The sequence below is a fragment of the Kribbella sp. NPDC004138 genome, from assembly GCF_053603655.1.
Genome location: NZ_JBSGFZ010000028.1, coordinates 131,660 through 145,059 on the forward strand (window position 1 = coordinate 131,660; position 13,400 = coordinate 145,059).

Annotated in this window: 12 protein-coding genes and 1 tRNA gene; 5 read left to right on the forward strand and 8 right to left on the reverse strand. The window is 70.0% G+C overall.

The window, feature by feature from the left end; genetic code table 11:
* Nucleotides 1–19: 19 nt before the first annotated feature.
* A complete protein-coding gene (locus tag ACWEOO_RS33885; RefSeq protein ID WP_452146496.1) occupies nucleotides 20–697 on the forward strand; it encodes a hypothetical protein in 678 nt (225 codons plus the stop codon).
* Between the two features lies 1 nt (nucleotide 698).
* Here ACWEOO_RS33885 and ACWEOO_RS33890 read toward each other — a convergent pair whose 3' ends face one another.
* The 4 genes from ACWEOO_RS33890 to ettA form a co-directional block, all read right to left on the reverse strand.
* A complete protein-coding gene (locus ACWEOO_RS33890; RefSeq protein WP_452146497.1) occupies nucleotides 699–1,319 on the reverse strand; it encodes a dihydrofolate reductase family protein in 621 nt (206 codons plus the stop codon).
* Complete coding sequence (locus tag ACWEOO_RS33895; protein WP_452146498.1) at nucleotides 1,316–1,795, reverse strand: SRPBCC domain-containing protein; 480 nt, start codon at nucleotides 1,793–1,795, stop codon at nucleotides 1,316–1,318. The genes ACWEOO_RS33890 and ACWEOO_RS33895 overlap by 4 nt, the downstream gene beginning before the upstream one ends.
* Entirely contained in the window at nucleotides 1,792–2,124 is a 333-nt protein-coding gene (locus ACWEOO_RS33900) for an ArsR/SmtB family transcription factor (protein WP_359939317.1), read from the reverse strand. The genes ACWEOO_RS33895 and ACWEOO_RS33900 overlap by 4 nt, the downstream gene beginning before the upstream one ends.
* A gap of 127 nt (nucleotides 2,125–2,251) precedes the next feature.
* Nucleotides 2,252–3,934, reverse strand: a complete 1,683-nt coding sequence (gene ettA / locus ACWEOO_RS33905) for an energy-dependent translational throttle protein EttA (protein ID WP_359939314.1) — start codon at nucleotides 3,932–3,934, stop codon at nucleotides 2,252–2,254.
* A 104-nt stretch (nucleotides 3,935–4,038) separates the two neighbouring features.
* Between ettA and ACWEOO_RS33910 the strand changes: the two genes are divergently transcribed.
* Together ACWEOO_RS33910 and ACWEOO_RS33915 are read left to right on the forward strand one after the other, a co-directional pair.
* Entirely contained in the window at nucleotides 4,039–4,500 is a 462-nt protein-coding gene (locus ACWEOO_RS33910) for a single-stranded DNA-binding protein (protein WP_452146499.1), read from the forward strand.
* A 132-nt stretch (nucleotides 4,501–4,632) separates the two neighbouring features.
* Complete coding sequence (locus ACWEOO_RS33915; RefSeq protein WP_359939308.1) at nucleotides 4,633–5,250, forward strand: SRPBCC family protein; 618 nt, start codon at nucleotides 4,633–4,635, stop codon at nucleotides 5,248–5,250.
* An 89-nt stretch (nucleotides 5,251–5,339) separates the two neighbouring features.
* On the opposite strand, the gene ACWEOO_RS33920 is transcribed toward ACWEOO_RS33915, so the two are convergent.
* Nucleotides 5,340–7,019: a GTPase gene (locus ACWEOO_RS33920; RefSeq protein WP_452146500.1), complete on the reverse strand. Its 1,680-nt coding sequence runs from the start codon at nucleotides 7,017–7,019 to the stop codon at nucleotides 5,340–5,342.
* Entirely contained in the window at nucleotides 7,016–8,716 is a 1,701-nt protein-coding gene (locus ACWEOO_RS33925; RefSeq protein ID WP_452146501.1) for an ABC transporter, read from the reverse strand. Before ACWEOO_RS33925 ends, ACWEOO_RS33920 begins: the two co-directional genes overlap by 4 nt.
* A gap of 267 nt (nucleotides 8,717–8,983) precedes the next feature.
* On the opposite strand from ACWEOO_RS33925, the gene ACWEOO_RS33930 reads away from it, so the two are divergent.
* The gene (locus ACWEOO_RS33930) at nucleotides 8,984–9,217 is read left to right on the forward strand and encodes a hypothetical protein (RefSeq protein ID WP_452146502.1); all 234 of its coding nucleotides are present in this window, start codon (nucleotides 8,984–8,986) and stop codon (nucleotides 9,215–9,217) included.
* Between the two features lie 179 nt (nucleotides 9,218–9,396).
* On the opposite strand, the gene ACWEOO_RS33935 is transcribed toward ACWEOO_RS33930, so the two are convergent.
* Both ACWEOO_RS33935 and ACWEOO_RS33940 read right to left on the reverse strand, forming a co-directional pair.
* Nucleotides 9,397–9,645, reverse strand: a complete 249-nt coding sequence (locus tag ACWEOO_RS33935) for a hypothetical protein (RefSeq protein ID WP_452146503.1) — start codon at nucleotides 9,643–9,645, stop codon at nucleotides 9,397–9,399.
* Between the two features lie 1,777 nt (nucleotides 9,646–11,422).
* The gene (locus ACWEOO_RS33940; RefSeq protein ID WP_452146504.1) at nucleotides 11,423–13,033 is read right to left on the reverse strand and encodes a PrsW family intramembrane metalloprotease; all 1,611 of its coding nucleotides are present in this window, start codon (nucleotides 13,031–13,033) and stop codon (nucleotides 11,423–11,425) included.
* Between the two features lie 160 nt (nucleotides 13,034–13,193).
* On the opposite strand from ACWEOO_RS33940, the gene ACWEOO_RS33945 reads away from it, so the two are divergent.
* Nucleotides 13,194–13,267 (forward strand) — tRNA-Arg (locus tag ACWEOO_RS33945).
* The last annotated feature ends 133 nt before the right edge of the window (nucleotides 13,268–13,400 follow it).

Here is a 13,400-nt window from a genome sequence, read left to right on the forward strand (position 1 = left end):
TCGGAAGATGTGGTGGTTGATGGCCGCCTTGGGGGGCGGAGGGATGACACTCGCGGGCCGGTACTTCTGGGACCGGCGGGCCGCGCAGCGCGGTGACGCCGAGGAACTGGAGCAGATCCGCAAGCGGGCCGACGAGGACGTGACCCTCTTCGGTGAGGAGCTGCGGCGACTGGATGCGCAGGTGGGCGGGCACCCGCTCGACCCCGATGCGCGGTCGGACTACCAGGTGGCGCTCGACGCCTACGAGGCGGCGCAGCGGGCAGCCAGAGACATCCGATCGGCCGACGGCATCAGCTCGGTCACCGACACGCTGGCGACCGGACGCTACGCGATCGTCTGTGTCCAGGCGCGCCTGCGCGGCGAACCGGTGCCGCAGCGCCGGCTGCCGTGCTTCTTCAATCCCCAGCATGGGCCGTCGACGACGGACATCGTCTGGACCCAACCGAAGTACGGCACCCGTACCGTGCCGGCCTGCGCCCAGGACGCTGCCCGCATCGGCGCGGGCGACGAGCCGAAGGTCCACTACGTCAGGTACGGCAGCCGCGAGGTCCCGTACTGGCAGGCGGGCGCTGCCGTGATGCCGTACGGCCAGGGGTACTTCGCTGCCACCGTCGGCATGAACTACATCCCTTTCGCCGGCTTCGAGCCGCGCACCGGCGGGTCCCAAAACTGGGGTCCCCTCGACGGCGACCGCTGACTCAGACGTACGCCGTGACGCCCTCGTACTCCGCCACCGGGGCAGCTCCGACCGCCTCGTACTCGAGCAGCAGGAGACCGCTCGGCGTCGCCTCCTGTTGCTGAAGCCTCAGACCGGCCGCATCTCCCGGCTGCTCGAACAACCGCCTTCCGGCGCCGAGCACTGTCGGCGCTACGGCCAGCCGAACCATGTCGACCAGGCCGGCCTTGAGAAGCGCGTTGCCAAGCCGTGCACTGCCATGGATCTGCAGCTCACCACCTGGCTGCCGTTTCAGCTCTTCGACATCGTCGAGGTTGTTCAGCGATGTTGTCGGGTGCCAGGCACCTTCGGTGAGCGTGCTGCTCACGACGTACTTCGGTAGCGAGTTCATCCGCTCGGTGTACGGGTCGTCGGGGTCGGTGATCCGCGGCCAGTCCCGCGCGAACGCGTCGTACGTGCGTCGCCCGAAGAGCAGTCCGTCGGCTTGCTGGAGCCACTCGACGGTCCGGCGTACGAACAGCTCGTCGATATACGGCACGAGCCAGCCGCCGCGGGTGAAGCCGTCGGTCGTGTCCTCGGTCGGCGACCCCGGCCCCTGGCTGACGCCGTCGAGCGTCACGAACTCCGTCAGGACGAGCTTCATCGCTCCACCAACTTCGCCAGCTGCTCGGTGACCGTTCCCCATCCGTCCGCGAACCCCATTTCCGCGTGCCTGCCGCGAGTCGCCGGGTCGCCGTGCCGGGCGATCATCCGGTACGCCGTACCGTCCGGGTGGTCGTCCAGGAGCACCTCGGCCGTCATCGCGATCGGCTGCGGATCCGCCGGGCGCCAGGTGCTGTCGATCGCGTTCGTGAAGGCGATCCGCTCGAGCTCGTCGGCCACCAGGACGACCGCCTCGAGATGCGGCACGAAGGCGCTGCCGTCCTCGCTGAATCGCGTCACGATCGCCCCGCCCGGCCGCATCTCCAGCCGCTCGACCCGGCAGAGCGCCGGCGCCGGCACCCACCACTGCTCGAAGCGTCGCGGATCGGTCCAGGCCCGCCAGAGGGCCTTGCGGGGCGCGCGGATCACCCGCTCCACCATCAGGTCCAGCTCCGGATCGAACCCTGTATGACTCACGATTCCTCCTCCTCGATGACGAAGCGCTCCAGGCGGTCGGTGCGCTCCTCCCAGATCCGCCGCTGCTCGGCGAGCCAGCCGTCCACCAGCTCCAGCCGCTCCCGGTTGAGCACGCAGGTGCGCACCCGGCCGGTCTTCACGGTGCGGATCAGCCCGTTCGACTCGAGCGTCCGGACGTGCTTCATGAACGACGGCAACGTGATGGGGAACTCCGCCGCGAGCTCGCCCACGCTCGTCGGTCCCCGCCCCAGCCGCCGGATGACGCTGCGCCGCGTCGGATCGGCGAGCGCCACGAAGACACCGTCGACCTGCTCCGAATACTGTGCCATAAGGCTAAGTATTGCCGCGGCTCGATAGTTAGCGCAAGGGCTAAGTGTTCGAACGCGCGAAGGGCCCCGGCTCCTGATGCGGAACGGGGCCCTTCGGGTCGGCCGATGCCTCTTCGGGCTGTTCGCGTTACTCGCGGGTGAGCTTGCGGTGGGTGACGCGGTGCGGCCGCGCCGCCTCCGGGCCGAGACGCTCGATCTTGTTCGCCTCGTAGGCCGCGAAGTTGCCCTCGAACCAGAACCAGTTGGCCGGGTCGTCGTCGCTGCCCTCCCAGGCCAGGATGTGCGTCGCCACCCGGTCCAGGAACCACCGGTCGTGGGACACGACCACCGCACAGCCCGGGAACTCCAGCAGGGCATCCTCGAGCGACTGCAGGGTCTCGACGTCCAGGTCGTTGGTCGGCTCGTCGAGGAGCAGCAGGTTGCCGCCCATCTTCAGCGTCAGCGCCAGGTTCAGCCGGTTCCGCTCACCGCCGGACAGGACGCCGGTCGGCTTCTGCTGGTCCGGGCCCTTAAACCCGAACGAGGCGACGTACGCCCGGCTCGGCATCTCGAAGTTCGCGACCTTGATGAAGTCGAGCTCGTCGGACACCTGCTGCCAGACCGTCTTCTTCGGGTCCAGGCCGCCGCGCGACTGGTCGACGTACGAGATCTTCACGGTCTCGCCGAGCTTCAGCGAGCCCGCGTCCGGCTGCTCCTCGCCGACGATCATCCGGAACAGGGTCGACTTGCCGACGCCGTTCGGGCCGACGATACCGACGATGCCGGCCCGCGGGAGGCTGAAGCTCAGGCCGTCGATCAGCTTGCGGTCGCCGAAGCCCTTCTCCAGCTTGTTCACCTCGAGCACGGTGCTGCCCAGGCGCGGGCCCGGCGGGATGTTGATCTCGTCGATGTCGAGCTTGCGGTTCCGCTCGGCCTCGGCGGCGAGCTCCTCGTACCGCGCGAGCCGGGCCTTGCTCTTGGTCTGCCTGGCCTTCGCGTTCGACCGGACCCACTCGAGCTCGCGCTCCAGGATCTTCTGCCGCTTGGCGTCCTTCTGACCCTCGACGACGAGGCGCTGCTGCTTGGTCTCCAGGTACTTCGAGTAGTTCCCCTCGTACCCGTAGGTGCGGCCGCGGTCGAGCTCGAGGATCCACTCGGCGACGTTGTCCAGGAAGTACCGGTCGTGGGTGATCGCCATGACGGCGCCCGGATACTTCTGCAGGTGCTGCTCGAGCCACAGCACGGACTCGGCGTCCAGGTGGTTGGTGGGCTCGTCGAGCAGCAGCAGGTCCGGCTGCTGCAGCAGCAGCTTGCAGAGCGCGACCCGGCGGCGCTCACCACCGGACAGCTTGTCGACGATCGCATCCGGCGGCGGGCAGCGCAGCGCGTCCATCGCCTGCTCCAGCTGCGCGTCGATGTCCCAGGCGTTGCGGTGGTCGAGCTCCGTCTGCAGGTCGCCCATCTCGGCGAGCAGCGTGTCGTAGTCCGCGTCCGGATCGGCCAGCTCGGCGGAGATCTCGTTGAAGCGATCCAGCTTCTGCTTGGTGTCGCCGACGCCTTCCTGGACGTTCTCCAGCACGGTCTTGCCCTCGGTCAACGGCGGCTCCTGCAGCAGGATCCCGACCGTCGCGTCCTCGGCCAGCCGAGCCTCGCCGTTGGAGGGCTGGTCGAGCCCCGCCATGATCTTGAACAGCGAGGACTTACCGGTGCCGTTCGGCCCGACCACGCCGATCTTCGCCCCGGTCAGGAAGTTCAGCGTCACATTGTCGAGAACGACCTTGTCGCCGTGCGCCTTCCGGACGTTGCGAAGCGTGTAGATGAATTCCGCCATACCCCAGAGCCTATGTCATCCACAGCCTCCGACTTTCCCCGCCCGACCCGGCTCCGATCGGTGCATCTTCTCCGTTGACAGAACTCTTCACGGAAGGCGATCCCATGAGCCTCAACGAAACCTATGTGACAGTCTTCGGCCGCGTCGGCAGCGATCCTGACCTCAAGGAGCGCGGACACTCGCCCCACCTGTCGTTCCGGCTCGCCTCCACCCCGAGACAGTTCGACAAGAACCTCGGCTACTTCATCGACAAGACCACCACCTGGTTCCAGGTCGAGTGCTGGCGCCAGCTGGCGCAGAACACCGCCGACTCGGTGCAGCTCGGCCAACCGGTCATCGTCGCCGGCAAACTCCGCACCCACGAGTGGAAGGACGACAACGGCGAGCCTCGCAGCCGCCTGGTCCTGGAAGCCTTCGCCATCGGCCACGACCTGAACCGAGGCACCACCAGCTACACCAAATCCGCGCCCCGCTCCGAAACCTCCACCCCTGAAGTCACCGCCACCCCGTTCCCCGCCGACGAGTACTCCACCACCCCGCTCCCGCTGGCAGCGGACGCCGCATGAGCTCGACGACTCCCAGCGCCCTCGCAGCGAAGGTCAACGACGCCGCCGAACCCCATAAGTCAGTGTTGACTTATATAAGTGAATCCCGGCATTGTGGTGGTCTCCAGATACCTTCAGGAGAGGGAACCACCCGTGATCGACATCCTCGAGCACATCAACGCGGTCCAGCGCGAGGTCAGCCGCACCGGCGAGACCGTGACGGTGCTGATGCGCCGTTCCTACCGGGCCGAGCCGGCCGAGGTGTGGGACGCGCTGACGGATCCGGAGCGGATGCGGCGCTGGTTCATGCCGGTCAGCGGCGACCTGAAGGTCGGCGGCTCGTTCCAGCTGGAGGGCAACGCCGGCGGCGACATCCTGGAGTGCGATCCGCCGAAGCGGTTCAAGGTGACCTTCGGCGGCCCGACCAGCCTGCTGGAGCTCCGACTGCTGCCCGGCGCGGACTCCTCCACGGAGCTCGAGCTGGAGCACTCGATGGGCGAGGCCCCGGCGCCCGGCGGCTCCGGCGCGCTCTGGGTCGGGCCGGGCTGGGACGGCGGCCTGCTCGGCCTCGCCCTCTACGTCACCGGCGAACTCCCGGCCGACGCCGACCCGGTCGAGATGGCCAACTCTCCCGAGGTCGTCGACTACAACGAGCAGTCCGTCCGCGCCTGGATCGAGGCGATCCGGGCGTCCGGCACCACGACCGAGGAGGATCTCCTCAGCGCCGCCAAGATCTCCCTGTCGCAGTACGCGCCAGACGCCGAGCTCTGATCGCCCTCGCCGCCGCGCGTCGTCTCATCCGAGAGGCGCGGCGGTCGAGCACCGCCTGCCCGCCGGCAGAACCACCGGCGGGCGGCGGACTATCCGCGGGCAGCGGCGACGCTGTCCCGGCACTTCGTGTACGCCGCGAGCTCCTCGCGCGCCGGCGCCACAACGTGGCTGTCGGCAACGTTCACCAGCTCGGCGCGAAGCGCCGTCGCCACCTGCCGGGAGCGCCGCAGCGCGCCGTTCGTGGCGAACACCCGGCAGACGAACGAGAGCGCCACTCCAAGGACGGCACCACCGACCAGCATGATCCACGCGTAGGGAATGCCGTTCCATTCCGGCAGCGGCGGATCGTTCCGGTTGGCGATCCGCGCCACCAGCAAGGCGACCAGCCACGCGGCGCCGCCGAGCGTGACCAGGAACAGCAACCACTGCACGACCCTGGCGAAGCCCCACCAGCCGGGGTTGCCGGACACACCCAGATCGGTCCGCGCGACCGCCTGGTCGAGTTCGTCGCCGAGCGACTCCTCGCGCCGCCGGATCGCCGTACGCACCGAGTCCGCCCACGGGCGCGACAGGCCCTCGGCGGCCTTGTTCGTGATCGTCCGGACCGCGGCATCCATCCGCGCCCGCTGCACGGGGGTTGCCGCAGGCAACGAAGATCGCGCGATCGCGACCTCGCTCGCCGCGGACCTGCGCAGCGCCTTGCCCTGCTCGCGCGACACCTGATCGCCGTGCAGCCGCCGCAACGGATCCGGACGGAACCGCCCGAGCCACTTGGTCAACGGCCACCCGGTCGCCGCCCGCGCCCGCTGCAGGTAGGAGCGCCTTACGGCGTCCGACACGACGGACAGCCCACTCGCGTCCGCGAGCGCGTCGACGAGCTCGGTGACGTCGGCCTCGGCGATCTCCGGCGTCTTGGCGTTGCCGCACTGGCTCGCCATCCGGTCCGCGACTCGATCGACGTCGGCCGCGAGCCGCTCCCGCGCGGAGCGCTTGTTGCTGACCCGCTTGACCAGCAACGAACGGACTTCTTCCAGACCGTCGCCGCTGGTGGCCGACGTGGCGACGACGGTCGGCGACTTGAGGCCGTCCGACTGCAGCAACCGGTCCAGGTCCTCGAGGCAGCTCTTCCGCTGGTCGGGCGTCAGCTTGTCGATGTGGTTCAGCGCGAACACCATCACCGGGGAATGCGAGGCGAACGGCTTGATGTACCGGTTGTGCAGCGCCGCGTCGGCGTACTTCTGCGGATCCACCACCCATACGAGCAGGTCGACCAGCTCCACCAGCCGGTCGACGATCAGCCGGTGCTCGACCTCGGTCGAGTCGTGGTCGGGAAGGTCCAGCAGCACCAGACCGTCGAGGTCCTCGGAATGGGCTTCCTCGAGCGAGCTGCGGTGCTGCACCTGGTGCCGGCGCGGGATGCCCAGCCAGGTCAGCACCTCACCGGCCGGCTCGTCACCCCAGACACAGGCCAGCGGCATCGAGCTCGTCGGCCGCCGGGTTCCGATCGCGGCCAGGTCGAGCCCGGTCAGCGCGTTGAACAGCGACGACTTCCCCGAGCCGGTCGCGCCCGCGAGCGCGACCACCGTCAGGTCGCCCGACATCCGCAGGCGCTGCGCGGCCCGGTCGACGATCTGCCCCGCTTCGGTGAGCACCACGGGGTCGAGCCGGCCGTCGCCGGCCTCCGCGGCTGCCTCGAGCGCGTCGATCTTCTTCAGGACATCGGTCTCGGCCCGCACCGGGGTCTCGACCGTATCCACTGTTTCCGTCACGTGCAGTCCTCCACCGCGCGCGCGGCCTCGGTGAGTTGCCTGGCCGTCTCGGCGTCGACCGGATGCTGGTCGAGGACAGCCAGATACCGGGCGAATTCGGCATCCATCAGGGCATGAACCTTACCGTCCAGTTCCTCGCGTGCCTTGTCCACCATGCCCTGAACGGCCTTGTCGCCGAAAACTGCCTCCAGCAGCCGCTTCCCGACGACCGCGCTGCCCGCGCCCGCGCTGGCCTCGGCACCCTTCGGAATGCCTGCCCCGCTGGCGAACACCACCACCATGAGCGAGAGGCCCAGCCCGTTGACGCCGTACTCCAGGATCCGTGCCGTCGACTTCTTGTCCGCGCCTTCCTTGCGGACCAGCTCGAGGACGAACGTCTGCCACTCCCGGACCGCCCGGCTCGCAGCGGCCGCGAAGTCCTCCGACACCACGCCCAGCGACTGCCCGCTGTTGCCCTCGGCATCATTCGCCTCGGCGGCGGCCAGGAGCTGGCGACCGGGAGCAGTTGCCTGCCACACCTTCTCCGCGCGCTCCGCGGCAGCGGTCGCGTGCTCACCCAGCAACGACTCCAGACCGGACTGGATCGCGTCGCTGACGTCACGGGTCTCCGCCGGCTTGTTGCCGAGCGAGCTCTTCAACCGATCCCGCAACCGGCCGGCATTGGACTGCAGGCCCTTCAGCAGCTCGCCGGTCCCGACGAACTCCTGCCACCGGGCCAGCACCTCGCCCCGCAGCAGCGTCCCGTCCTGGCACGCCTTCGCGATGTCCTTGACGCCCTGGTCGTACGCCGACTCCACCGAGGACCGCAGCTCCACCGCGGTGTCGGCCTGCGCCTTCACCGCCTCGGCGAACGGCGGGGTCTTCTTCACCATCGCACTGACCGCGCCCTGCAGCGTACGGCGCACGACCGCCGCCCGCGCCTCGGCGTCAGCGGCCAGGTCTGCCAGCCAGTCCTTGATCGAGGCAACGGCCGGCTGCGGCAACATCCCGTTGCCGTCGACAACCGTCTCCTGGATCGAGAACAGCGGCGACTCCCCGAGCCCGCGCTCGAGCAGCAGCTGCGCGAGGTGGCCGGTGATGTCGTCGATCGTCTCGCTCGGCGCCCGGTCGAGCACGACCGCGACCGCCGTACTGCGGTCCGACGCGCTCTGCAGGAACTCCCACGGCACCGCGTCGGAGTACCGGGCCGCCGTGGTCACGAACAGCCACAGATCCGCCGCCGCGAGCAGCTGGGTCGCGAGATCACGGTTCGTCTCGACGACCGAGTCGATGTCCGGCGCGTCCAGGATCGCCAGGCCCCGCGGCACGGTGTCGGCCTCCACCAGCCGCAACTGCCCCGCGTCCTCCATGCCGCCCGGCTCGTCCGAACTGGTCCGAGCCATCCCCGGCAACACCCGGTCCCCCACGAACCAGTCGGCATCCGCCGGGTGATGAATCAGCACCGGCGACCGCGTCGTGGGCCGCAGCACGCCCGGCTCGCTGACGACCTTGCCGATCACCGTGTTCACCAGCGTCGACTTGCCGGCGCCGGTCGACCCACCCACCACAGCCAGAATCGGAGCCTCGAGCTGCACCAGCCGAGGCAACAAGTAGTCGTCGAGCTGATCCAGCATCGCCTTCTGCTGCTGCCGAGCCTCGTCAGCCCCCACAACCTCCAACGGCAACTGACTCCCCGCCAGCACCCCCCGCAACTTCATCAGCGCCGTAATAAGCGCCATAGCAGCCTGCTCAGCCGCCAACCGCCGCGCCAACTCCTCCCCAGTCAGCTCCGGCTCATCCCGCCCCTCAGAACCGTCACTGGAAGCCCCTTCGGCCCCGTCCCCCTCACCAGCACCCGCAGCCACGTCCCCCTCGACCGCGTCACCTTCGACCGCGTCACCCTCAGCCGCGTCACCTTCGGCCGCGTCACCCTCAGCCGCACCACCCGTGGCCGGATCGCCCTCGGCCGCGTCACCCTCAGCCACATGCCCCTTAGCCGCATGACCCTCGGCAGCAGCGCCGTCAGCCGCCTTGTCCTCAGCCGCCGCAACAGCGGCACCATCAGCCGAGCCATCGCCCGCCGCATCCACCTCGTCGACAACCGCGCCCTCGCCGGCGGGATCAGCCGGCTCATCCCCAGCGTCGTCCCCGGCAGCACCGCCCTCGACAGCACCTTCTGCAGCCGCACCGTCCTGCTCAGCGGCAGCGTCATCTGGTGAGCCATCGCCCGACGTACCCGCCTCGCCGGCCGGAACCACCGGCTCGTCTCCAGCGCCGTCCCCGACAGCACCAGCCTCGACAGCATCGCCGTCGGCGGCCGTGCCAGCCTCCTCAGCGGCAGCGTCACCAGCCGAGCCATCCCCCGACGCACCCGCGCCGTGACCTCCGAGAGCTCCGTCTACAGACTCGTCAGCGCCATCCGCCGCAGCACCGTCAGCAGCAGCCTCTTCGCCGCCGTCCGCCGCCGAGGAATCGACCGACTCTTCACCGGGACCGTCAACGCCGGTGCTGCCAGCCGACCCATCGGCCTGCTCAGCACCCGCAGACTCATCCGACTGACCAGCAGGCTCATCAGCAACCGCCCCGGCGCCCACTGGAGCCACATCCGCGCCGTCAGCAACGCCCGCACCAGCCCCGCCGTCCGCACCAGCCTCAGTACCCGCGTCGGACCCCTCGACCACCGGGTCGGCTGAGGCATCCGCCTCGCCGCCTCCAGACGCCCCGCCGTCCGCAATGCCAGCCTCAGCCGCGTCCTCCGCGGGCCGCTCATCCGCAGCCTCCGAAGTCCCGTCGCCAGCCTCGCCATCATCGGTAGCCGCTGCGGGCGCCTCCACCGCTCCATCGCCTTGTACGTCGCACTGAGAGTCAGGCGCCCCCTCGGCACCCCCGACAGTCCCAGCCGCCTCGCCAGCTTCAGCCGCGCCAGCTTCAGTCGCGTCGCCGGACCCGGCACCGTCGCCCGCACCGTCCGCCGGGCTCGCTTCGTCTCCGTCGTCCGCACGATCCGCCTCGTCGGCACGGTCTGCGGGGTTCACGCCGTCGGCGACGTCCGCGGGGTCCGGCTCGTCGGCACGGTCTGCGGGGTTCACGCCGTCGGCGACGTCCGCGGGGTCCGGCTCGTCGGCACCGTCGGCGTCGGCGTCGTTGGCCGTGTGAGCCGAGGTGTCGGCCTTCTCCGGTTGTTTGGGGAGGCCGATGATGATGTTGCCGTACTCGAGAGGGAATCCGTCAGGCGACTCGTCAGGTTCGTACACGACACCGACCGCCGAGCGCGGGCGCTGGCCTGCGGTTGCCGGACGTACGGCGGCCTGCTCGGCGGTCGACGTACCAGTTGGGCCGTCCGCCCGGCCGGTCGTCGTACCAGCAGTTGCCGACCCTGCGGAGGCCTCGCGGTCTACCGTGGCCGGGTCGCCGCCTTCCGCGGCTGTCAGCCCAGCCGAGGCCTGGCCGTCTGGGGTGCCGGACGCAGTTTCCACGGCGGAAGCATCCTTTGCGTCGGCTTGCACGGCAGACGTCTCCCCGGCAGTTCCATCCTGGGGCCCTGGGGCCGCCGCGCCGCGATTGGCGTCGGTGGACGCATCAGCCGGGACGGGAGCGTCAGCTGTCCCGTTCGCCGCCGTGCGGCCCTCTGCGGGCGTGTCTGCAGCTTTGCCGTCTGCTGACACGCCTGCGGCGTCGCCGGCTGCGGAGGCCACTGGGGCGTCCGTCGAGGCGTCGGCAGTGCCGTCGCCCGGCTGGGCCGCACCAGACTCTTCGCCCGGCTGCGCCTCAGCCGATCCCGACTGGGCCTCCCCTGCGCCAGCTCCTTGCCGAGCGCTGGCCGAGCCGTCCGCCGGCTGGGCGCTGGTCGAGCCGGAACCAGGCTGAGCCTTGGCCGCTCCTGGCTGGGCCTCACCAGAGTCGGCCCCTTGCTGCGTGCTGGCCGTCACGTCTCCGGGCTGAGCGCTCGCCGAGCCGTCCGCTGGCTGGGCGCTGGTCCAGCCGGAACTCGGCCGAGCCTTGGCCGCTCCTGGCTGGGCCTCACCAGAATCGACCCCTTGCTGCGTGCTGGCCGTCACGTCTCCGGGCTGGGCGCTGGACGAGCCGGGGCTCGCAGCCGGCAGGGGCTGGTCCGAGGCAGCCCCGCGCTGGGCGGTGGCTGAGCTGTCTCCGGGCGGCGTGGTTGCCGTGGAGGGGGTGGGGTCGTCGGTGGGCTTTTTGCGGCGGCGGCGCCAGAAGCCTCGGGGCTTGGAGGGTGATTGGGCGATGAGGTTCGCCAGCTCCTGGGCATGCTGATCCTGGTTCGGAACCCGCGGTTCCGAACCGTCACCAGCTGCTGACCTGGTGTCAGCCACGGCGTCCGCCCACGAGCACAGAGTGCCCGGTCGGACAGCGCAGAAGCAAAGTCATCGTCATCCCCGTTTGGCGGCGTGGACGGGTGGCAGTCACTGCGGTGGTGGATACGGACCGTATCCTCCCGGCGGTCCTTGTCGACCAGGGGGTCCCGGTGGGTAACCAGACTGACCGGTTCCGTGACCGGGTTGTCCGGAGGGATACCCGGATTGAGCAGGCGGATAACCGTCCTGCGGCCGCGGGTACGGCGCCTGGCCCGGCACCGCGCCATCCGCTCCCGGCACCGCTCCGCCCGCCCCCTGCCCTGCTCCGCCGAGCCCCGGCTGCGCACCAGGCCCACCAGGTGCCCCTGGCCCCACCTGCACCCCAGGTCCACCAGGCCCCATCTGCCCCCCGGGTCCACCAGGCGGCAGCGGCGCGCCGGGATACCCGGGCGCACCGGCGTACTGCGGTGCGGCCTGGGCGAACGCCGGCATCGGCGGGAACGGGACGCTCGGGCGCCGGTCCCGGAGCTCGTCGAGCAGCGACTTCTCGGTCTCCAGCGCCTCGGGGCCGATCACCTGGCGGACGATCTTGTCGCGCAGGTACGCCAGCTCGGTCGCGTTGTGCTGGAAGGCCTTCGCGGCGGCCTCCGCCTGGGCACCGTACCGGCGCGCGTTCTGCCGGAGCGCCTTGCGCCCGCGCAGCGTCGCGATCAGCGGTACGTCCTGCGGCACCAGCCAGCCGAACCGGACGTAGTCATACAGCCGCGAGGCGATCATCTGTCCCTCCCGCGACCGCATCACCAGCGCGAAGACGACCAGGCAGATGAACAGCGGCACCATCAGGCACAGGTACGCGAGGATGAAGCCCCCGCCGCCGGCCCAGCTCGCCGACGCGTTCCAGGCCGCGTGCGCGAGGACCGCGGCCAGGTACCCGACGACCGGGGCCAGATACCGTACGGCGGTACTTCGGTGCCGGATCGCGACGCCGATGCCGATCGCGGTGAACGACGTGAAGAGCGGATGCGCGAACGGCGAGATCACGCCGCGGATGATGAACAACGCGAACGCGCCGCGCAGGCCCGCGTCGCTGCCGGCCTCCTCGGAGAGCGTGTTGAAGACGCGGCCGTAGTACAGGATGTTCTCGGTGAAGGCGAAGCCGACGCCCACCATGCCGGCGTACACCAGGCCGTCGATGATGCCGTCGAACTCCTTGCGCCGGACCAGCGCCAGGAGCAGGATCACGGAGCCCTTGGCGAACTCCTCCACCGGCGGGGCGACGAAGACCGCGGACCGGTCGCCGCCGACGCCGGTCTCGGCCAGGCGGTGCGACACCTCGGTGTTGATGAAGATCGCGACCAGCGTGGCGATGAACGCGCCCCAGCAGAGCGCGAAGACGATGTACTTCGTGGGCTCGGGCTCGTACCGGTCCAGCCAGAGGTAGAGCGCGATCACCGGGATGACCGGGACGAACGCGAACACCAGGCCCCAGGTGAAGCCGCCGGCGCCGGTCGACTTGGCCACGATCCCGAAGATCACCAGACCGGCGATCGCGAACACGACCGCGATCACGATGCCGATCAGCACACCGCGGTTGCGCCGCTGCCCGGGCACGGGATGGCTCCCGAGCACGTTGGGCTGCGGGTACGGTCCGCCGGGTGAGTACGCCGACCCCGCCGCGGGTTGCGGCGCGCCGGACGGGCCTGGTGAGGGGTGACTCATGCCCCGAAGCCTAGTTGGGGTCAAGATCCAGCGGCAGGACCACCCACTCAGCGTTACCGGGATGGAACGACAACCCTGTACTTCGGCCCGCCGCGAACCGTCGCGATCAGGAACCCGGAGGCGCGATCACCCGGAGATCTGAGACACTCTTCCGTGCCACGCGCCCGTAGCTCAGCTGGATAGAGCGTCGGACTTCTAATCCGTTGGTCGCAGGTTCGAATCCTGCCGGGCGCGCAAGTGTGATGTCTCAAGACATACCGGACAGGTGAACCCACGATTCGTGGGTTCACCTGCTTGTTTTGGGGATGGGTCCGGGGGGTGTGGCGGTGGGGGGGGAGGCGCGGTGGGGGTGGAGGACCAGTTGGCG